Consider the following 20,531-nt stretch of genomic DNA (forward strand, 5'->3'; position numbering starts at 1 on the left):
GTATTATAATAAATGAGATAATACAGTAAAACTTTTTGTTTATTAAGGAGAAAATATGAAAATAGATACACCAGTTATTAAAAATAACGAATATGAAGTAAATATTATGGACTTAACTTACCAAGGGTTAGGTGTTGCAAAAATTGACGATTTCCCTATTTTTATTGAAGATACTCTTCCAGGAGAAGTAGCTAAAGTAAAGATTACTAAGGTCAATAAAAACTTTAGTTTTGGTAAACTAATTACTTTAATTAAAAAGAGCAGTGATAGAGTTGAAGATGTAAATCGAGATTATATTAAAACAGGTATTGCACCATTACAACATTTAAAATATGACGCACAATTAAATTTCAAACAACATCAAGTTCAAGAACTATTTGAAAAAGCTAAAATGGATGTTGATGTATTGCCTACTATTGGTATGGATACACCGAATAAATATCGCAATAAAGCGCAAGTTCCAGTTAGAAAAATTCATGGAAAGTTAGAAACTGGTTTTTACCGTAGACACTCACACGACCTAATTCCAATTGAAGATTTTTATATTCAAGATCCTAAAATTGACGAAGCTATTTTAGTGGTTAGAGATGTTTTAAGAAGATTTCATGTGGCGCCTTATAATGAAGGTGGTCACAATGGTGTAATTAGAAACATTATAGTACGTAGAGGTTATTATACTGGTGAAATGATGATTGGTTTAGTTACTAGAACTAAAAAATTGCCTATGTCAGATTTAGTAGTTAAAACCATAACTGAACAATTGCCAGAAGTTAAGAGCATTATTCAAAATATTAATCTTAGTGATGGTAATGCTATTTTTGGTAAAAAGAATGTTAAATTATTTGGTAAGAATTATATTGAAGATAAATTGTTAGGTTTAACCTTTGCAATTTCATTAAATTCTTTTTATCAAGTTAATCCAACTCAAACTGAAAAATTATATTCATTAGCAATTGAAAAGGCTAATTTAACATCTGATCAAACAGTTATTGATGCTTATTGTGGTATTGGAACCATTTCATTAGCAATGGCGCAACATGTCAAGAAGGTTTATGGAGTTGAAATAGTTGCAAATGCAATTGAAGATGCTAAAATTAATGCACAAAAAAATCATATTAATAATGCTAGATTTGTTGTTGGTAAAGCTGAAGAACAAATGGCAAGATGGCAAGAAAATGGTTTGAAACCAGATGTTATTATGGTGGACCCACCACGTAAGGGATTAGATGAGAGTTTCATTAATAGTGCTGCTAAAATGAACCCACAAAAAATTGTTTATATTTCTTGTAATCCAGCCACATTAGTACGAGATGCACAAATACTATCAGATTTAGGATATGAAATAAATCAACCAGTTCAACCAGTTGATCAATTTCCACAAACTGTGCATGTCGAGACAGTAACTGTATTTGATAAAATAAATTAGTTTTAGACTCTTGATTAAATAAAAATTAAAAAATAATCATTTTATTTTAACTTTGTTATTGCATTTTAATTTATTTTGAGTTATTATGCTTATAACAAATTAACTAGAAAGACGAGTAAATAAATTTAATCGTTAAGTGAGCTAGTGATAGTGTGAAACTAGTCGACCCTGATTTATTGAAAAACCCTTTCCCAAGTTGCTAACCCAAATGACTTAGTCAGAGTAGGCTTAGACGTATCCGATACGTTACAATCGGTGGAGTATTATTTGTACTCTTATATGAGTTGGTCTACTTTAAATATGTTTGTAGGCAACTTGGGTGGTACCGCGGAAATAAGCCTTCCGTCCCTTGTAAATTAAGGGATGGAAGGCTTATTTTTTATCTCTAAATAAATATTTATTAGATAAGGAGCGATATTATGTGTGGATTTTTAGCTGTTGATTCAATGAAATTCGATTTAAAAACTTTCGATGAGGCCTTGGAAAAGAATTTCCATCGTGGACCAGATATGACTGGTAAACTTCAAGCTGACGAAATGATGTTTGGTTTCAATCGTTTAGCAATTATGGATTTAAGTGATGATGGAATGCAACCATTTAAAGCTGATAAATGTACTTTAGTTTGTAATGGAGAAATCTATAACTACCTTACTTTAAAAGATAATCTAAAAGATGATTATGAATTTGAAAGTGGCAGTGATTGTGAAGTTTTAATTCCGTTATATCGTAAATATGGTTTAGATACCATGTGCAAAATGCTAGATGCTGAATTTGCTTTTGTGTTGTATGATCAAACTACTAAAAAAGTAATGGCTGCACGTGACCCAGTAGGAATTAGACCAATGTTTTATGGATACACTAAAGAAGATAACCAAATTGCATTTGGTTCAACTGCTAAAACACTAATGCCTTTATGTGATAAAATATTGCCATTTCCACCAGGACACTATTATGATGGCGAAAAATTTGTTTGCTATCATGATCCTGCAATGGTTTCAAAAATGATTACTCCAAGTTTGAAAGAAGCTACTAAAGGAATTCATGATCGTTTAGTAGCAGCCGTTAAAAAACGTCTTCAATCTGATGCACCAGTTGGATACTTACTTTCAGGTGGTTTAGACTCTTCCTTGGTATGTTCAATTGCTTCTAAATTAAAGGGTGGTAAGCCGATTAAAACTTTTGCAATTGGAATGGACCGTAACCCAATTGACTTAAAATATGCTCGAGAAGTTGCTGACTATTTAGGTACAGATCATACTGAGTTTATTATGACTCGTGAAGATGTATTAGGTGCGCTTAGAGATGTTATTTATACTTTAGAAACATGGGATATTACAACTATTAGAGCATCAATTGGTATGTATTTATTATGTAAAAACATTCATGAAACAACTGACTTAAAAGTTATTTTAACTGGTGAATGTTCAGATGAAATGTTTGGATACAAATACACCGATTATGCTCCAAATGCAGAAGAATTCCAAAAAGAAGCCATGAAAAGAGTTAGAGAACTATATATGTATGATGTATTAAGAGCTGATCGTTGTATATCATCTAACTCCTTAGAAGGTAGAGTTCCTTTTGCTGATAAAGACTTTATGGAATACGTAATGTCAATTGACCCAGCAATGAAAATGAATAAATATGATAAAGGTAAATATTTATTAAGAGAAGCGTTTGCTGGACAAGATTACTTATCAGATGATATTTTAATGCGTGAAAAAGCAGCCTTTAGTGATGCAGTTGGTCATTCTTTAGTAGATGATTTAAAAGCTTATGCTGATGAAATGTATACTGATGAGGATGTGGCTAAAGCTAAAGATAAATATGAATATCGCACGCCATTCACTAAAGAATCATTGTTGTATCGTGATATCTTTGAAGAATATTTCCCTGGTAAAGCTAGTTGGATAAAAAATTTTTGGATGCCAAACAAAAACTGGGAAAACTGTGATGTTGATGATCCTAGTGCACGTGTATTAAAAAATTATGGTGATAGTGGAAAATAAAACAAAAAATAAAGACCTCTAATTTTTAGAGGTCTTTATTTTTATTTATTGATTTGATATTTATGGAAATAGTAGATAGGGTAAGAAATTAAGGTTAATAGTATACCAATTAAAGCTAGATTGAATTGAGTTATTAAAGTCTCAACCAATATAAATCCACCACCAATTAATGCAATAGCTGGAATGATTGGGTACCAAGGAACTTTGTAAGGCCTAATCATTTCAGGATTTTTAATTCTAAGTTTAAACACTGCTATGAATAATAGACAGTTAAATATCCACATAACAAACACAAGCATATCAGTTAACAAGTCAAAAGTTCCTAAGAAAATCATTATAACTGCGATTGCCACTTGAAATAATCCGGCAACATAGGGAACAGCTGTTTTCTTAGTTAATTTAACAAAATATTTACTAAATGGTAATGTGTCACTAACTCCCATTGCATATGGAATTCGCATTCCACTAAGTGTATAACCGTTAATTGAACCATATACAGAAATTAGGATTCCAATAGTAACCAATTTACCACCTAATTCACCAAAAATTTTCATGGCAGCTTCAGCAGCCGCATTTTGGTTACCAGCAATTTGATCTAATGGTAAAGTTTTTAAAAATACGAAGTTGATTAAAGTATAAATAATCGTTATAAAACTCAAACCTAAAATAATAGCTTTAGGAAGATTTTTTTTAGGATTTTTAATTTCTCCAGCAACATCACAAATACCAATCCAACCATCATATGCAAACATGGTAGCTAATAAACCAGCACTAAATGCAAAAAATGGATTAGCACCATTAGTTGGAGTCGCTGGAAATAATGAAATATTAACGTTTCCGGGGGTCATTAAACCAACAATAGATATCAATGCAATTGGCACTAGTTTAAGAATTAATGTGGTAGTTTGAAAATATCCGGTAACTTTTGCGCCTAATAAATTAACAAATAATATACTGAATGCAGAAATAATAGCTATAGGAACATTTAAAGACGCATTTAAATGAAATAAATTAATTAGTTGTGTAGCGAAAATTATTGATTCGGCAGCAATATTTGCTGGATAATAAACCAATATTTGCGCCCACCCCATTGCAAAACCAGTAGTAGGTCCATAAGTATAATCAAGATACTTAATTGCTCCTCCAGTTTTAGGAATAGCCGCTGCAAGTTCTGAAACCGTTAAACCAGCACAAATTGTTAATAATCCTCCAACAATCCAAGCTAAAATGGTTAAAGAAAATGAATGCGTGCTATTTACTACGCTTGCTGTTTTAAAGAAAACTCCAGCTCCAATAACAGTTCCCATTACTGTTGATAAAGCTGCAGTCATTCCAATTCCTCGTTTTAAGTTGTTATTTTCCAACTTTCTTTCCTCCTGACTTTTAGACTACAGTATTTTAACATATTCACATCTTACAATCACTTAAAAAAATAGCCGCAGACTGTTTGTTATGACTGCGGTTATTTTTTATTCATCATTATTATGAGTTCTTTGAAATTTTGCAATATTACAATACTCAGGTTTTAGTAAACGATTTAAACGAATGTATATAGGCACTAATTCTCTATATACATGATAATTTTGCGGATTAGGTTCATATGATTTAACTTTACCTACCAAGGATTTAACTTGTTCTAGATTATCAATCATTCCTAAACTATACATACCAATAGTAGCTGCTCCTAAAGCAGTTCCTTGAACATTTTCAGGAATACTAACTTCTTGTTCAAATACATCCGATAAGATTTGTCGCCATAAAGATGACTTGGCAAATCCTCCGGTAGCTTGGATAGCTTTAGGTTTTCCAACAACTTCTTCAAGAGCCAAACTAACGGTATATAAATTATAAATGATGCCTTCTAAAACGGCTCTAATCATATCAGCTCTAGTATGATTTCTAGTTAATCCAAAAAATGAGCCACGTGCATCTGAGTCCCAAATAGGTGCACGTTCTCCTCCTAAGTAGGGGTGAAAAATTAAACCCTTGGCACCCACTGGAACTCTTGAAGCAATTCCAGAAAGGACACTATATGCGTTAATTTTCATTTGCTCAGCAATAGTTTTCTCTGGTGCACAAAGTTGATCACGAACCCATTTAAATACAATTCCACCGTTATTTACAGGTCCACCTACAACCCACTTATTTTTTGCTAAATAATAGCAAAAAACTCTTCCCTTAGGGTCAATAGTAGGCTTATTAGTTACAACTCTTACGGCTCCAGAAGTTCCGATGGTAACTGCTAAAACACCCTCATCAATGGCATTCACGCCTAAATTAGCTAATGGTCCATCAGAAGAACCAATTACAAATGGAGTATTTTCTTTAATACCAATAACTTTGGCATACGACGTATCAATTCCATGAAATTGGTATGTAGTATCTACTAATTCTGGAAGTTGTGATTTGCTAATTCCAGTTAATTTGAGTGCTTGGGAATCCCAGTCCATATTAAAAATGTTAAACATACCAGTAGCATTGGCAATTGAATAATCTTCTTTTAATTCACCAAACAGTTTGTAAAATATATATTCTTTGATACCTACAAACCAGTTAGCTTGTTGATACAAATCATTTTTTTCATTTTTTAACCACACGATTTTAGATAATGGTGTCATGGGATGAATGGGGGTTCCAGTATTCTCATATAGTTTTTTACCTAAATCGCTTTCTTTAATTTCTTTGGCATATTTGGAAGCTCGATTATCAGCCCAAGTAATTGCTCTAGTAATAGGTTTAAAATCTTTATCTAACAAAATTAAACTATGCATTGCACATGAAAATGATACTCCTGATAAATCTTCATTGTTAATTTTTGACTTTCTTATTACTTTGCTCATGCCTGACATTACCGCTGAAAAAATTTCATCAGGGTCTTCCTCAGCCATTCCATATGAATCTTGATATAATGGGTAATCATCATTTGATGATTCGATTACTTTACCATCTTTATCAAATAAAATGGTCTTAGTACTTGTAGTTCCAATGTCTACACCTATGATGTATTTCATTTGTCTACCTCCGTTACTTATTTTCCTTCTTTGGCTCCTATTATATTGTAAGTATAATCATCTGCTTCGTCATATAGTGAAGTAGGTATTTTGTTTTTATTGGTTCTAATGACTAGTAGATATCCAAAATTGTCAATTAACGTAAGCTTTTTTTCGTCGATTTCTTTAGTTTTAGTTGTAACATTGTTGTTATCCAATTCAATAGATAAATCAGGGTTGATTGTGAGCGAATGTTTAGCATTGCGCCTATCTAAAAAGGTCCATTCACCTATATAATATAATTGAATTGGGACGTTTTTTGTTTTTTTACTTTTTTTGCCGACTTTAATAACTTCATTTGCTATTCCAACAAAAAAAGTCGCTCCCAGTAGGACTAAACTTCTTTTTCTCACAATATAACCCCTTTCTAAATAACTTATTTTTATATCTTGATGTAAGATTGAAATGAATGAACAATCTAGATATATTATAGTGCTAATCTTTTTGTTATTATAGTTATAATGATTGTTTTTATAAAAAAATTAGGAGTAATTTAATGAACGAATATTTTAAAAACTATTTTGAAAAATTAGGCTTTAGTGAACAAACTATTATTCAATCATCAGTCTATGAACCGCTTAAAAGTGGTAAGAATGTTTTAGGTTTGTCACCAACTGGTTCAGGTAAAACTTTGGCATTTTTGATGCCTACAATTGAAAAATTACAAGCGGGTGAAGGAACCCAATTGATGATTATTGAACCTTCACAAGAGTTGGCGATGCAGGTGACTAGAATTGCTCGCAATTGGGCTAAATTATTAGACTGTAAAGTGTTATCATTAACCGGTGGTGCAAATGTAAAGCGTCAGACAGAAAGCTTAAAGAAACGACCAGAAGTAGTTGTTGGAACTGCTGGTAGAATTAAAAGTCTAATTAATGATAAAAAATTAAAAACTAATTATGTTAAAACGGTTATAGTTGATGAAGCCGATGATTTATTGCAAGGTGAAACTTTAACTACGGTTCGTCAAATTATTAATTCATGTTATTCTGACATTCAACTAGGTTTCTTTTCAGCAACTGAAACGGAAATCTTAGAAGAATTAGATAAGTGGTTTGGAAATAAAATTATTGAAAAATTTGATGTTCGAAACATTGATAAGACTCGTGGTGAAGTAAGACATGGGCTGCTAGAAGTACTACGATCTAATCGAAATAAAATGTTAGTTAGACTAACTCATATTAAGGAATTTAAAGCTTTAGTATTTTTTAATCAAATGAATGATTTAAATAAAGCGTACAGTTATTTTGTGCATGAACATTATAATAATATTGCTAAATTAACTTCTGATCAAAACAAAATAAAGCGTCAAAAAGCGATGGAAGACTTTAGACTAGGTCGTGTAAAACTATTATTAACCACTGATGTAGCCGCCAGAGGAATTGATATTCCTAAACTTCCAGCAGTTATAAATTATGATTTACCGGATAATGCAATTGACTATATTCATCGAGTAGGTCGTACAGGTCGAATGGGTGAAAAAGGGGTAGTGCTTAATTTTGGTGATGATCATGATTTAAGAGATTTGAAAAATTTACTTAAAGATGAGGAATATACTTTACAACCAATTTATTTCTTTAAAAATAAGTTGGTTGATAATGTACCTGATCAACCTAAGAAGCCTAATTCTACTAAAAATAATCACCAAAAAGATGCTAAAAAAGTTAATTTGACTAAAAATAAACCTGCCAAGCGTAAGAAAGTAGAGAGTAAATTTCCGTCATCTAAAGTTAATTCCAACAAAAAGAAGAAAAAAAATAAGCATACTAAGAATAAAGGGATGCGTAAAAAATGGCGTGATATGAGTAAAAATAAATAGTTAAAGCCATCTTTACTTTATACAATTTACGTGAGAAAATATATATTGTCTTATTTAAATTGTATATGACTCCATAGCACAACGGGATAGGGCGACCGCCTCCTAAGCGGCTGATCTCGGTTCGAGTCCGAGTGGAGTCATAAAATGAAAATCAACAGAATAAAAAAGGCCTAGTAATTACTGGGCCTTTTTTATTTTACTAATATGTTTACATAAACAATACATAAAAATTATAGTTTATTTACGTTAGTTTGATATCTTATAAGTGTACTAATTAACTTAAGGGGTGGTTATACATGAAAAGACTAGCATATTTATTTTCAATAGTTGGCATTTGTATTTTATTTTTAGCTGGTTGTAACAATAAATCTAATTCCAAAGAGGTAACAGCTGTAGGATCTACCGCTTTACAACCTTTAGTAGAGCAAGCTGCTGAACAATATGATAGTAAGTCTAACGGTAAAATTACCGTGCAAGGTGGCGGTTCTGGTACAGGACTTAGTCAAGTATCGCAGGGTTCTGTGTCAATTGGAAATTCAGATATTTTTGCTAATCATCAGTTAGGAATTGATGCTAAAAAGCTTTTAGATCATCAAGTAGCAGTTGTTGGAATTGCTCCCGTTACCAATAAAGATGTTGGAGTTACTAACTTATCAACTAAACAATTAAAAGCTATTTTTACTGGTAAGATAACCAATTGGAAACAAGTTGGCGGTAAAAGCCAAAAAATCGTTGTAATCAATCGAGTAAAAGGAAGTGGAACTAGAACCACTTTTGAGAATGCTATACTTGGTAATCAATCATCTGTAAATACTCAAGAACAAGATTCAAATGGAACTGTGAAAAAAATATTATCTAAAACCCCAGGATCAATTAGCTACCTGTCTTTTTCATTTTTAGACAAAACATTGCAACCTTTATCTATAGATAATATTTATCCAAATAATAAAAATGTTACTAATAACAAATGGAAAATATGGTCTTATGAACATATGTATACACAGACAAACCCTAGTAAAGAGGCTAAAGAGTTCATTAAATATTTGCAATCTAAAAAAATTCAAAGTACTTTAGTTAAAAAATTAGGTTACATTAGTATTCATGACATGAAAGTTATAAAAAACTCAGATAATACAGTAATTAAAAAATAATAAAAGAGGTTTCTGGCACTAGCTAGAAACCTTTTTTTAAATAATTTACAAAAAATTTACAAAAAAATCATAATGAATTTACACTAGTTTGTTAAATTAATAAGCATATTAGTACGAGAAATTTATGGAGGCTTATTATGAATAACAGATTAATTCATTTTATATCTGCATTAGGAATCTTAATTTTATTTTTAACTGGTTGTTCATCTAATAATGGATCTAAGTCCAAAGAAATTACTTCTGTGGGGTCAACCGCTTTACAACCATTGGTTGAACAAGCAGCTCATCAATATAGTACAGAAAAAGGTTTAACAATTAATGTGCAAGGTGGCGGTTCAGGAACTGGATTAAGTCAAGTTTCACAAGGAGCCGTTAATATTGGAAATTCAGATGTTTTTGCTGATAAACAAACTGGTATTGATGCTAAAAAATTAACTGATTATAAAGTAGCGGTAGTTGGTATTACACCAGTTGTTAATAAAGGGGTAGGGGTTAAAAATATTTCTTTTAAACAACTACGTGATATATTTACAGGAAAATTTACTAATTGGAAACAGTTAGGTGGCAAGAATCAAGAAATTATTGTAATTAATCGAGTAAAAGGAAGTGGAACTAGAAACACTTTTGAATCATCCGTTTTAAATGGTGAAAAAGCTTTAAATGCTCAAGAACAAGACTCAAATGGAACTGTTAAACGAATAGTATCTAGTACTCCTGGAGCAATTAGTTATCTATCATTTTCTTTCTTAGACAATACTCTTCAACCACTTTCAATTGATGGAGTTAAACCAGAAGATAAGAACGTTGAGGATAATTCTTGGAAAATATGGTCTTACGAACACATGTACACTGCTAAGGATGCTAAAAAGAATGTAAAAGACTTTATTCAATATTTACAATCTAAACCAACACAAGATGGGTTAGTTAAAAAACTTGGATATATTAGTATTCATGATATGAAGGTTGTAAAAAGTTCAGATAATGTTGTTACTAAAAAATAATAGTATTGCGAGGTAAAGCAACGATGAAAAATAGCTTAAAGGAAAAATTTTTATCTCCTTCCAAACAAACTTATCAAGAATCATTTGGAAAGATAATATCTTCTTTTTGTATTTTAATAATTATTGCATTAGTAGTTTCTATATTAGGATTTGTGACTACTAAGGGAATTGATACTTTTACACAGAGTAAGATAAACGTTTTTGATTTTCTATTCGGTAATGTTTGGAGCCCATCTTCAACGGGAGCTAATGGTAAACCAGAAGTTGGTGCAGCACCAATGATTGTGACTTCATTTACTGTAACTTTAATTTCAGCAGCCATTGCTACACCGTTTGCAATTGCTTGTGCTATCTTCATGACTTTTATTGCAAATAACCGAGGCAGCCGTTTGTTAAGATCAACGATTGAATTATTAGTAGGAATTCCATCTGTTATATATGGATACATTGGATTAACACTGGTTGTGCCACTAGTTAGAAGTATTTATGGTGGAACTGGATTTGGTATTTTAGCAGGTGCAATTGTTTTATTCGTAATGATTTTACCGACTGTGACTTCATTAACAGTAGATAGTATTAAATCAGTACCTGATTATTACATCAAAGCATCTTATGGTTTAGGTGCTACTAGATGGCAGACTATTTATAAAGTAGTCTTAAAAATTTCATTACCAGGAATATTAACTGCGGTAATTTTTGGAATGACTAGAGCTTTTGGTGAAGCCTTAGCAGTACAAATGGTAATTGGTAACTCTATTACAATGCCTACTAATCTAACTACACCTGCTTCAACCTTAACTAGTCAACTGACTACTGGAATTGGAAATACTATCATGGGAACTCTACAAAATAATGCATTGTGGTCACTAGCATTAGTGCTATTGTTTATGTCATTGTTCTTCAATATTTTAATTAAGATTATTGGTAAACGAGGTGCAGCTAAATATGAATCCTAAATCAGTTAATCGTATTGCAACTACAGTAATTAATTCTTTAGTTGGAGTAGTTGTAGCTTTATTAGTATTATTAATTTCATATATTTTAGTGACAGGCTTGCCACATATGTCATTAGATTTCTTACTCTCACCATCACAATCTTATCAAGCTGGGGGAGGAATTAGAGATCAGTTATTTAATTCTATCTACTTGGTAATATTAACGTTAATTATATCTTTTCCAATTGCTTTAGGAGCTGGTATTTATTTAGCAGAATATGCCCCTAAAAATTGGATCGTAGATGTTATTAGAACCTTGATTGAAGTTTTAAGTTCATTACCTTCAGTGGTGGTAGGATTATTTGCTTACCTAGTTTTCGTTATTAAATTTCAGGTTGGCTTTTCAATCATATCGGGAGCTGTAGCTTTAACTATTTTTAACTTGCCACTTCTAACTAGAAATATTGAAGATTCAATTAAGTCTGTACCAGATTTTCAAATGCAAGGTGCATTAGCTTTAGGATTATCAAAGTGGACTACAATTATTAAAATAATTTTTCCTTCAGCCATTCCGGGAATTATAACAGGGATTATTTTAAGCTCTGGAAGAATTTTTGGTGAAGCAGCAGCTTTAATATACACATCGGGTCAAAGTGCCCCTGTTTTAAACTACGCTAATTGGAATCCATTTAGTCCGGATAGTTTTCTAAATCCGATGCGTCCAGCAGAGACCTTAGCAGTTCATATTTGGAAAGTTAATTCTGAAGGAATTACTCCAGATGCAAACGCTATTTCTAGTGGTGCTTCAGCAGTATTAATTTTAGTTATCATTTTGTTCAACTTCTTTGCACACTGGATAGGTAAGAAGTTATATAAGAAATTTACAGTTGGGGAAGTGAAATAATGCAAAAGTATGATTTGAGCAAATCGTATGTAAAAGAAGTAAACTCAAATATTGCCCTAGAGACTGATCAATTAAGTGTTTTTTATGGCAAAAAGCAAGCTACCTATGATATTAGTCTTAAAATACCCAAACACAGTATTACAGCACTAATTGGTGCTTCTGGTTCTGGTAAATCAACTTATTTGCGCTCCTTAAATCGAATGAATGAAAATGGAAATACAAATGTTAAGGGTAAAATTATTTATGAAGGAATTGATATTAACAGCTCTAAAGTAAATGTATATGAAGTTAGAAAACATATTGGAATGGTTTTTCAAGAACCTAATCCATTTGCTAAATCAATTCGCGGCAATATTACCTTTGCCTTAAAAAATCATGGAATTAAAGACAAAAAAGTTCTTGAAGAACGGGTAGTTAGTAGTTTAAAACAAGCTGCTATCTGGGATGAAGTAAAAGACCATTTAGATGATAGTGCAATGTCTTTATCAGGAGGACAAAAGCAAAGACTTTGTATTGCTAGAGCAATTGCAATGCAACCAGATATATTATTACTAGATGAGCCAACTAGTGCTTTAGATCCGGTATCGACTGGTAAAATAGAAGAAACTTTAAGAGAATTAAAAAAGAACTATACAATTATTATAGTTACACATAATATTCAACAAGCATCTAGAGTTAGTGACTATACTGCTTTTATGCATTCAGGACATCTATTGGAATACAACGACACTAATTCAATTTTTAACAATCCAGAAATGCAGATTACTAATGATTACATTTCAGGACACTTTGGATAGTAAGGAGATTATAAATGGGTAAAATACTAAGTACTAAAAATTTACGTTTATACTATGGAAAATCTGAAGCTTTACATGGAATTAGTTTAAAATTTTTAGATGGTGAAATTACAGCATTAATCGGCCCATCGGGTTGTGGTAAATCTACCTATTTAAGATGTTTAAATCGTATGAATGATTTATTAGACAACGTAACGATTACGGGAACTATCAAGTTACAAGGAAAAGATATTTATTCACCTAAGATGTCTAAATCAGAAATTCGCAAAAAAATTGGAATGGTTTTCCAACAACCCAATCCATTTCCATTCTCTATCTATGATAATGTAGCTTACGGTCCAAGAATATCAGGAGTTAAAGATAAAAAAGTACTAGATGAAATTGTAGAAACTAGTTTAAAAAAAGCTGCAATTTGGGATGAAGTAAAAGATGATTTAAAGAAAAATGCGGTTGCTTTATCCGGTGGACAACAACAAAGAGTTTGTATTGCACGCACTTTAGCAGTTAATCCAGATGTCATTTTACTAGATGAACCTACCAGTGCTTTAGATCCCATTTCTAGTGTCAAAGTAGAATCCACACTTATGGACATTAAAAAAGACTACAATATTATTTTAGTTACACATAATATGCAACAAGCATCTAGGATTTCTGATAAAACTGCATTTATGCTGAATGGACGCTTAATTGAATTTGATAAAACAGAAAAAATGTTTTTAAATCCAGAAAATAAAATAACTAGTGACTATTTGAATGGTCGCTTTGGCTAGAAAGGTGATGCGTTATGGCGAAAAAATTTACCGAAGAATTAAAGAAATTGCAAAATAATTTTATCTCAATGGGAATTGATGTTAACGAAGAGATATATCAAGCTACTAAATTATTTTTAAGTTCTAATCATGCTGATAAAAACATTGTTTCTAATCAAGATAAAAATGTTAATCAAAAAGAAGTTAACTTAGAAGAACAAGCTTTAAACTTAATTGCTTTACAACAACCAGTAGCCAATGACTTTAGAGAAATTATTTGTATTTTAAAAGCTAGTTCTGATTTAGAAAGAATTGGAGACCATGCAGCATCAATTGCTAACGAAGCTGTACATTTAAAAGCTGTAATTCAAAATCCTGATGTTGAAAGAATTATTACTCAAATGTCACTTAAAGTTAGGACGATGCTAGAATCGTTCTTAAATTCTTACTATCACAATGATAGTTATGAATCCAGAGTTATTGCACAAGAAGATATTTTGGTCGATAAATATTTTGTTCAAGCCCGTAAGTTAATTATGCAAGAAGCTGAAGAACATGATTTAGCTATTGATGCTTTATACAATTATCTAAGAGTTATTAGATTACTTGAAAGAATTGGTGATCACATTGTTAATTTAACTGAATGGATTTTATATCGTAATTCAGGTGAATTAGTAGAATTAAATCCGGGTAAAATTGAACCAGATTTAGTGAGAAGAGATTTGGAAAAAAATAAAAATAATGGTTTAATAGATGATAAAGACAATCAATAACTTTCTAAATCAAAGAGGTGTTAATTTTGAAAACGGTTCTTCTTTTGACTAACCAATTGCACTTAGCATTAAAAATAAGTTCGGCTGGAAATAAACGAAATATATTTATTAATAATGTTAGTCAATTTGATAAAGTCACTTCTTTGTTAGATAGCTATGATTTTGCTGCCTTTATAATTGATTTAAACCTTTGGAAAACGACTACTGCAGCGCTAAAAAGTATTGATTCTTTAAAACAAGATTACAATGTGCCGTTTGTTGTTTTTAAAGATAAACTAACTAATGATGAACAATCTGCTATATATGAACATCATCTTGATGATTTTGTTTATCAGCCAATTGATGCTGAAGAAATAATTATTAGAACCATTCATTGGATTAATAATTATGCTAAATTTAGCATTAATACACATAAAAAAAAGAAAAAAGATATTAAAACTTTTAACAATTTCGTAGTTAACCTAAAAAATTTCAAAATTATCTATAATGATGTTGATTTAGAACTAACGCCCAAAGAATTCCATTTAATGTATTTTTTAATTCAACAAAGCAATCAAGTATTAAGTAGGGAACAGATATTTAATGGTGTTTGGAAGAGTGATAATGATGGGGATTCTTATATACCATCAAGAATTGTTGATATTCACATTAGTCATTTAAGAGACAAAATTAATGAAGTTAAAAAAGATGATAACGTTAATATTGAAACTGTTAGAGGATTTGGATACTTACTTAAAAACAAATAAAAAAGAGCTTAGTTATAAAACTAAACTCTTTTTTATTTGTTGAATTATTTCAAGAAAACAGTTACGCAAGCTGATATAAGAATCAACACTAAACCAATTATTGTAACTACAGTTTCTTTAGGAGTTTTCTTTTCACGTAAAACGTAAATTCCAGTTAACGTTGCTAAAACTACTGAAGTTTGAGATAACACAAATCCAGTTGCTAAGCCGTTCATATTTGGTTGAGCAGAAACTAAATATGTTAAAGCAGCAAAAGCAAAGAAGAAACCAGAAATAATTTGTTTGTATGAAACAGGATTTGTAAATACATTGTGTTCTTTAATATCAAATGCACAATATATAACGGCTACTAAAACCATTCCAATTGCTTGTGGTAGGAATGCGTGCATTCCGTCAATGTGAGCAGCTTGAGGAGCCGCAGAATATCCCCAGTAACCGACAACTCCAATTACTAATAAAATAACTGCTTTTTTTAGATTAGCAGAACTATCTTCACTACCGTTTTCTTCCCAGGCAGTCATAGTAGCACCAATGATAATAACAATAAGTGCAAGGAATCCAATGATTTTAAATGCAAGACCAGGCCAGTTACCTAAAACAAATACTCCCCACAAAGCAGTTACAATTAATTGTAATGCAGTAGTAATCGGCATAACTCTTGATGAACCTACCAGTCTAAAAGCTTTAAAAGACATGATTTGACCAAAAGCCCAACCAGCTCCAGATAATAATGATAAGAAAAATTGCATGCCAGTTGGAATTGATAGCCCTGAAATCATCATATAAACAATTGCGAAAATCAAAGTACCAAGTGTTGAACCAAAAATTTGATTCGTTGGACGTCCACCAAATTTAGATGTAACGGTTGGATAAATACCCCAACCAATAAGTGGTCCTAAACCAATTAATAAAGCTACAGAATTCACGATAAACTCCTCCTTGTATTAACTAAATGCTCTTTTTGTAAGCGCTAACAACATTATAACAGCAAAACATTTTAAATGTACATATATTGTTTAAACTTAACAATTACTTTGAATAATATAACATATATAATCACTATTTTAATTGGTAAAATAAAAAAGATTACTAAAATTTTTTAGCAATCTTTTTTATTTTTGAATACTGCTAACTTAGACCAGAAGTAGTTGAACACAATTACAACCACTTGTCCGACTACTTTAGCAATACCAGCATTTAGACCTAAAGCCGTTATAAATACCCATAAAATAATTTCTTCCATTATGAAAGAAGCAAATCTACCAAAAGAAAAAGATATAAATTCTTTTAAATATTCATTAATAGAACTGCTTTTAGAATGAAATACCCATTTTCGATTAGTTACATATGCAAATACTACACTAGCAATCCAAGCAATACTATTGTTTATATTGTAGTTCCAACTAGTTAATTTTTGTAAAAGCATAAATACGACAATGTTTATTAATGTAGTCATTACTCCCCAAAATAGGTATGAAATAACTTGTTTATTGTTTTGTATAATTTTCATATTATTTTTTCTCTTTAATAATATATTGTGGTCTATGTTTACTTTCTAAATGAATTTTTCCTACATAATTACCTAATATTCCTAAACAAAATAGTTGAATACCACCAATGAACAAAATGATAGAAACTAATGATGGCCATCCTGCAACTGCACCACCAAATAGTAGGGCTCTAAAGATAACAAATAACATACCTAATATAGATAATAGACATGATAATACACCTATCCAAGTCGCCATTTTTAATGGAACATCAGAAAAATCAATAATTCCTTCAAGTGAATACTCTAATAATTGATATAAGGACCAGTGAGTTTCACCGGCAGCTCTTGAAACACCCTGATATTCTAAGTATTTAGTCTTAAAGCCAACCCAACTAAACATTCCTTTAGAAAAGCGATTATATTCCTTTAATGAAATAACAGCATCTACGTATTGTCTAGTCATTAATCGGTAATCTCTAACGTTTTGTTTAATTTCTACATCTGACATCCAGTTTATTACTTTATAAAAACTAGATGATAAGAAAGCACGAATTGGATTTTGCTTTCTTGAAGTTTGAATACATCCAACACAGTCATAATCTTCATCGCGGATGTATTTTATCATCTTAGGTAGTAAAGTTGGAGGATCTTGTAAGTCCACGTCCATAACTGCTATGTAGTCACCTTGAGCATTATTTAAACCTGCGGACATGGCTGCTTCTTTACCAAAGTTTCTTGAGAAAGATACGAAGTGTACATTTTCATCAGTTTCTTTTAACTTTTTTATTTTGTCTAAAGTACCGTCGCTGGATCCGTCATTTATAAACCAGTATTCATGAGTATAATTTTCTTTTATTTCATCAAATACTTTTTCAACTGCATTATAAAAAATGTCAATTGATGGTTCCTCATTATAACATGGGACAATTAGACCAATGTTTTTCAATTGAATGTCCTCCTCAAAAAATATAAAAATATAATTTATAAATGTATAACAACGAATTTAATTTTAACACACTACTTATCACATAAACTACAAATATTGTTAAATTTATATCTATCGGCAATTACGTGCATATTTGTTATAATTAAAGTTATTATATTATAAATATGGGGGTTTTAGAGTGAAAGCTCCAATTAGAGTAATGACAGTTTTTGGAACTAGACCAGAAGCTATTAAGATGGCTCCAATCATTCTGAAAATGAATCAAAATTTAGATAAATTTTGTCCAATAACTGTTTTAACTGGTCAACATCGCGAAATGTTAGATCAAGTTATGGATATTTTCAAAATTAAAGCGGATTACAACATGCATATTATGAAGTCACAGCAAACATTAAGTTCAATTACCACTTCGGTGATTAGTAAATTGGATGAAATCATAAATGAAACTAAACCAGATGTGATTTTAGTGCATGGCGACACAACTAGTACATTTGCCGCTGCAATTACATCTTTTTATCATAAAATACCATTAGGTCATGTAGAGGCAGGTCTTAGAACTTGGGATAAATATTCACCATATCCAGAAGAAATCAATCGCCAACTTACAGATGTATTGTCTGACATGTATTTTGCACCAACTGAGTTAAGTAAGAATAATTTATTAAAAGAAAATCATGATATAAATAATATCTATGTGACTGGTAATACTGCTATTGATGCATTAAATCAAACAGTTAGTGACCAATACAAACATTCTGTTTTGAATAATATTGATAAGCGTCATAAATTGATTTTGCTGACTATGCACCGTCGTGAAAATCAAGGTGAACCTATGCGTAGAACTTTTAAAGCCATTAAACAAGAGATAAAAAAGCACAGTGATATAGAAATTGTTTATCCAGTGCATTTAAGTCCAGCAGTACAAAAAGTAGCGCATGAAGAATTTGATAATGTTGAACGAGTTCATTTAATTGAACCCTTAGATGTTTTGGATTTTCATAATATTGCAGCTAGAAGTTATTTCATCATGACTGATTCCGGTGGAGTACAAGAAGAAGCCCCATCTTTAGGTAAACCAGTACTAGTTTTGCGTGAAGATACTGAAAGACCCGAAGGGGTTACAGCAGGAACATTAAAATTAGTTGGAACTGATTCAACACAAATTCAAGCCAATATGGATCTATTATTGGATAACCAAGACTTCTATAACGACATGTCCAATGCTAAGAATCCATATGGTGATGGTAAAGCAGCTGAATATATATTGAATGCAATTTTTGATAGATTTAGTTAGGATGGATTTTATCGATGCGTGATATAAAATATTTTATAAAAGATGTTAAATCTGCGTTTTTATTGTTAAAGAGTAGATTTAAAATGGCTAATGTTTCAGATTCAGCAGCAGTTACTTCATTTTATGCAATTTTATCCCTGTTTCCAATCGGGATAGTTTTGGGCAACGTTTTAAGAATGCTTAACGTTAGCGTATATAGAATACTTTATTATCTGAAGCCGGTGTTGCCAGAAACTATTTTTTCTATTATAAAGCCAATTATTACTTCAGCTTTGCAGGGTAGTAATAGTGAGAAACTTTCGATTGGATTAATAATAACTATTTGGTCAGCTAGTCGTGCGATTGCAGCTTTTCAACGTAATGTAGATCGAGCTTATGGCATTGAAAAAAATGGTGCATTTATTAATCGAATTATATCTTTTGTTTGGACGTTACTGTTAATTTTACTAATAATGGTACTCATTTTGTTTTTAGGTTTCAGTAAGTTTATCATTAATTATGTAGTTGATTTTATAGGAATATCGGCGAATATAGCTGACATTTTTTCTTTGTTAAGAATTCCAATAACCTTGTTAGGGTTGTTTGCGTTGATCGTTTTACTTTTTTATTTTGTACCTAGTGCAAATGTGAAAATGAAATATGTTTGGGTAGGTTCCTTATTTTCTTTATTAGGATCAATTATTTTATCTAAGGGTTTTACCATTTATTTACATTATTTCATGAAAAATATTGATGCATATAAAACATTAGGTGCTTTTGTCGTTTTGATGATGTGGTTTTACTTATTAGGAATAATTTTTCTTTCGGGAACAGTTATTAATGCTACACTTCAAGATATTAATCATGAAAAAATATATCGGACTACTCCAAATCTTAAAGAATTGAAAATAGCTAAAAGAAAAAACCGTTGATATATTCAACGGTTTAATACTAGTTATTTTATTTTTTTAAAACTTGTTACTAATTGATTGGAAAATTCATCTAATTTTTCAATGTCAGCTTCTTCAGGAGCTAAGTTTATTTTTAAGCTATTAGCACCTTTTTTAGCACCAGTTTTGGTTAATTGATCTGTGAACTTATCTACTGCTAAATTATAAAATTCTTGGTAGTAAACATCACCAGAACCAGCTACACCAAACACTTTTCCGTTTAGATCTAAGTTTTCTAAATCTTCGAAAAAGTCTAATCCTTCTTCAGGAAGGGATCCTTCGTCATATGTGTAGGCACAAATAACACATATATCAGCTGACTTAAGTTCACTAGCATCGGTTTGTGACATTTCAGTTTGAGTTACCTCGACATCTAAGTCCTCTAATCCTTCAGTAATAATATCAGCTACATCTTCATTATTACCAGTGATTGTAGCAAAAACAACGTGTGCTTTTATCATATCAATGATTCCTTTCAGTATTTATTCAGTTAAGTTAGTATATCAGAAC

20 protein-coding genes, 1 tRNA gene and 1 other annotated feature are annotated in these 20,531 nt (G+C 31.1%); of the genes, 14 read left to right on the forward strand and 7 right to left on the reverse strand.

All coding sequences use genetic code 11. The features are described 5' to 3' along the window. Nucleotides 1-55: 55 nt before the first annotated feature. Complete coding sequence (gene rlmD, locus K5Q11_RS02290; RefSeq protein WP_220751075.1) at nt 56-1,426, forward strand: 23S rRNA (uracil(1939)-C(5))-methyltransferase RlmD; 1,371 nt, start codon at nt 56-58, stop codon at nt 1,424-1,426. A gap of 93 nt (nt 1,427-1,519) precedes the next feature. Next, nucleotides 1,520-1,779 (forward strand) — a binding site (T-box leader). Nucleotides 1,780-1,845: 66 nt separating this feature from the next. Continuing rightward, nucleotides 1,846-3,435 (forward strand): asparagine synthase B, encoded by a 1,590-nt coding sequence (asnB, locus tag K5Q11_RS02295; RefSeq protein WP_220751076.1) that lies wholly within the window; start codon nt 1,846-1,848, stop codon nt 3,433-3,435. Nucleotides 3,436-3,476: 41 nt separating this feature from the next. Here the strand turns inward: asnB and K5Q11_RS02300 are convergent, their stop codons facing one another. The 3 genes from K5Q11_RS02300 to K5Q11_RS02310 all read right to left on the reverse strand — a co-directional run bounded on the left by K5Q11_RS02300 (nt 3,477) and on the right by K5Q11_RS02310 (nt 6,838). Then, entirely contained in the window at nt 3,477-4,799 is a 1,323-nt protein-coding gene (locus K5Q11_RS02300; RefSeq protein ID WP_251067898.1) for an APC family permease, read from the reverse strand. A gap of 105 nt (nt 4,800-4,904) precedes the next feature. After that, nucleotides 4,905-6,446, reverse strand: a complete 1,542-nt coding sequence (gntK, locus tag K5Q11_RS02305; protein WP_220751077.1) for a gluconokinase — start codon at nt 6,444-6,446, stop codon at nt 4,905-4,907. A 17-nt stretch (nt 6,447-6,463) separates the two neighbouring features. Then, a complete protein-coding gene (locus K5Q11_RS02310) occupies nt 6,464-6,838 on the reverse strand; it encodes a DUF4828 domain-containing protein (RefSeq protein WP_220751078.1) in 375 nt (124 codons plus the stop codon). A gap of 143 nt (nt 6,839-6,981) precedes the next feature. Between K5Q11_RS02310 and K5Q11_RS02315 the strand changes: the two genes are divergently transcribed. The 10 genes from K5Q11_RS02315 to K5Q11_RS02360 all read left to right on the forward strand — a co-directional run bounded on the left by K5Q11_RS02315 (nt 6,982) and on the right by K5Q11_RS02360 (nt 15,360). Further along, the gene (locus tag K5Q11_RS02315; protein WP_220751079.1) at nt 6,982-8,304 is read left to right on the forward strand and encodes a DEAD/DEAH box helicase; all 1,323 of its coding nucleotides are present in this window, start codon (nt 6,982-6,984) and stop codon (nt 8,302-8,304) included. A gap of 67 nt (nt 8,305-8,371) precedes the next feature. Further along, nucleotides 8,372-8,444: transfer RNA gene (locus tag K5Q11_RS02320), tRNA-Arg, on the forward strand. 156 nt (nt 8,445-8,600) lie between these two features. Next, nucleotides 8,601-9,455 carry a phosphate ABC transporter substrate-binding protein PstS family protein gene (locus tag K5Q11_RS02325; RefSeq protein WP_220751080.1) on the forward strand — a complete coding sequence of 285 codons (855 nt, stop codon included), beginning with the start codon at nt 8,601-8,603 and terminating at the stop codon, nt 9,453-9,455. 137 nt (nt 9,456-9,592) lie between these two features. Next, nucleotides 9,593-10,456 (forward strand): phosphate ABC transporter substrate-binding protein PstS family protein, encoded by an 864-nt coding sequence (locus tag K5Q11_RS02330; RefSeq protein WP_220751081.1) that lies wholly within the window; start codon nt 9,593-9,595, stop codon nt 10,454-10,456. A gap of 23 nt (nt 10,457-10,479) precedes the next feature. Further along, nucleotides 10,480-11,412, forward strand: a complete 933-nt coding sequence (gene pstC / locus K5Q11_RS02335) for a phosphate ABC transporter permease subunit PstC (RefSeq protein WP_220751082.1) — start codon at nt 10,480-10,482, stop codon at nt 11,410-11,412. Then, nucleotides 11,402-12,295 carry a phosphate ABC transporter permease PstA gene (gene pstA, locus K5Q11_RS02340; protein ID WP_220751083.1) on the forward strand — a complete coding sequence of 298 codons (894 nt, stop codon included), beginning with the start codon at nt 11,402-11,404 and terminating at the stop codon, nt 12,293-12,295. The genes pstC and pstA overlap by 11 nt, the downstream gene beginning before the upstream one ends. Continuing rightward, nucleotides 12,295-13,092, forward strand: coding sequence for a phosphate ABC transporter ATP-binding protein PstB (pstB, locus tag K5Q11_RS02345; protein WP_220751084.1), 798 nt, complete (start codon nt 12,295-12,297; stop codon nt 13,090-13,092). Before pstA ends, pstB (K5Q11_RS02345) begins: the two co-directional genes overlap by 1 nt. Before the next feature lie 14 nt (nt 13,093-13,106). Next, a complete protein-coding gene (gene pstB, locus K5Q11_RS02350) occupies nt 13,107-13,862 on the forward strand; it encodes a phosphate ABC transporter ATP-binding protein PstB (protein ID WP_220728675.1) in 756 nt (251 codons plus the stop codon). A 14-nt stretch (nt 13,863-13,876) separates the two neighbouring features. Beyond that, entirely contained in the window at nt 13,877-14,614 is a 738-nt protein-coding gene (gene phoU, locus K5Q11_RS02355) for a phosphate signaling complex protein PhoU (RefSeq protein WP_220728676.1), read from the forward strand. 26 nt (nt 14,615-14,640) lie between these two features. Continuing rightward, on the forward strand, nt 14,641-15,360 hold the full coding sequence (locus K5Q11_RS02360) for a winged helix-turn-helix transcriptional regulator (protein ID WP_220751085.1): 720 nt from the start codon (nt 14,641-14,643) through the stop codon (nt 15,358-15,360). Between the two features lie 44 nt (nt 15,361-15,404). Here K5Q11_RS02360 and rbsU read toward each other — a convergent pair whose 3' ends face one another. The 3 genes from rbsU to K5Q11_RS02375 form a co-directional block, all read right to left on the reverse strand. Beyond that, complete coding sequence (gene rbsU / locus K5Q11_RS02365) at nt 15,405-16,286, reverse strand: ribose/proton symporter RbsU (protein WP_220751086.1); 882 nt, start codon at nt 16,284-16,286, stop codon at nt 15,405-15,407. A 173-nt stretch (nt 16,287-16,459) separates the two neighbouring features. Beyond that, nucleotides 16,460-16,870, reverse strand: a complete 411-nt coding sequence (locus tag K5Q11_RS02370; protein WP_220728679.1) for a GtrA family protein — start codon at nt 16,868-16,870, stop codon at nt 16,460-16,462. Nucleotide 16,871: 1 nt separating this feature from the next. Beyond that, complete coding sequence (locus K5Q11_RS02375) at nt 16,872-17,798, reverse strand: glycosyltransferase (RefSeq protein ID WP_220728680.1); 927 nt, start codon at nt 17,796-17,798, stop codon at nt 16,872-16,874. A gap of 199 nt (nt 17,799-17,997) precedes the next feature. On the opposite strand from K5Q11_RS02375, the gene wecB reads away from it, so the two are divergent. Both wecB and K5Q11_RS02385 read left to right on the forward strand, forming a co-directional pair. Continuing rightward, the gene (gene wecB / locus K5Q11_RS02380) at nt 17,998-19,092 is read left to right on the forward strand and encodes a non-hydrolyzing UDP-N-acetylglucosamine 2-epimerase (protein ID WP_220751102.1); all 1,095 of its coding nucleotides are present in this window, start codon (nt 17,998-18,000) and stop codon (nt 19,090-19,092) included. Nucleotides 19,093-19,106: 14 nt separating this feature from the next. After that, nucleotides 19,107-20,003 carry a YihY/virulence factor BrkB family protein gene (locus K5Q11_RS02385; RefSeq protein ID WP_220751087.1) on the forward strand — a complete coding sequence of 299 codons (897 nt, stop codon included), beginning with the start codon at nt 19,107-19,109 and terminating at the stop codon, nt 20,001-20,003. Between the two features lie 23 nt (nt 20,004-20,026). Here K5Q11_RS02385 and K5Q11_RS02390 read toward each other — a convergent pair whose 3' ends face one another. After that, a complete protein-coding gene (locus K5Q11_RS02390; protein ID WP_220751088.1) occupies nt 20,027-20,482 on the reverse strand; it encodes a flavodoxin in 456 nt (151 codons plus the stop codon). Between the last annotated feature and the right edge of the window lie 49 nt (nt 20,483-20,531).

The sequence above is a fragment of the Apilactobacillus xinyiensis genome (assembly GCF_019656235.1).
Lineage (GTDB): Bacteria > Bacillota > Bacilli > Lactobacillales > Lactobacillaceae > Apilactobacillus > Apilactobacillus xinyiensis.

Coding starts and splice junctions, on each gene's coding strand:
- rlmD (WP_220751075.1), top strand. CDS start 56: ATGAAAATAGATACACCAGTTATTAAAAATAACGAATATGAAGTAAAT.
- asnB (WP_220751076.1), top strand. CDS start 1,846: ATGTGTGGATTTTTAGCTGTTGATTCAATGAAATTCGATTTAAAAACT.
- gntK (WP_220751077.1), bottom strand. CDS start 6,446: ATGAAATACATCATAGGTGTAGACATTGGAACTACAAGTACTAAGACC.
- K5Q11_RS02315 (WP_220751079.1), top strand. CDS start 6,982: ATGAACGAATATTTTAAAAACTATTTTGAAAAATTAGGCTTTAGTGAA.
- K5Q11_RS02325 (WP_220751080.1), top strand. CDS start 8,601: ATGAAAAGACTAGCATATTTATTTTCAATAGTTGGCATTTGTATTTTA.
- K5Q11_RS02330 (WP_220751081.1), top strand. CDS start 9,593: ATGAATAACAGATTAATTCATTTTATATCTGCATTAGGAATCTTAATT.
- pstC (WP_220751082.1), top strand. CDS start 10,480: ATGAAAAATAGCTTAAAGGAAAAATTTTTATCTCCTTCCAAACAAACT.
- pstA (WP_220751083.1), top strand. CDS start 11,402: ATGAATCCTAAATCAGTTAATCGTATTGCAACTACAGTAATTAATTCT.
- pstB (WP_220751084.1), top strand. CDS start 12,295: ATGCAAAAGTATGATTTGAGCAAATCGTATGTAAAAGAAGTAAACTCA.
- pstB (WP_220728675.1), top strand. CDS start 13,107: ATGGGTAAAATACTAAGTACTAAAAATTTACGTTTATACTATGGAAAA.
- phoU (WP_220728676.1), top strand. CDS start 13,877: ATGGCGAAAAAATTTACCGAAGAATTAAAGAAATTGCAAAATAATTTT.
- K5Q11_RS02370 (WP_220728679.1), bottom strand. CDS start 16,870: ATGAAAATTATACAAAACAATAAACAAGTTATTTCATACCTATTTTGG.
- wecB (WP_220751102.1), top strand. CDS start 17,998: ATGACAGTTTTTGGAACTAGACCAGAAGCTATTAAGATGGCTCCAATC.
- K5Q11_RS02385 (WP_220751087.1), top strand. CDS start 19,107: ATGCGTGATATAAAATATTTTATAAAAGATGTTAAATCTGCGTTTTTA.
- K5Q11_RS02390 (WP_220751088.1), bottom strand. CDS start 20,482: ATGATAAAAGCACACGTTGTTTTTGCTACAATCACTGGTAATAATGAA.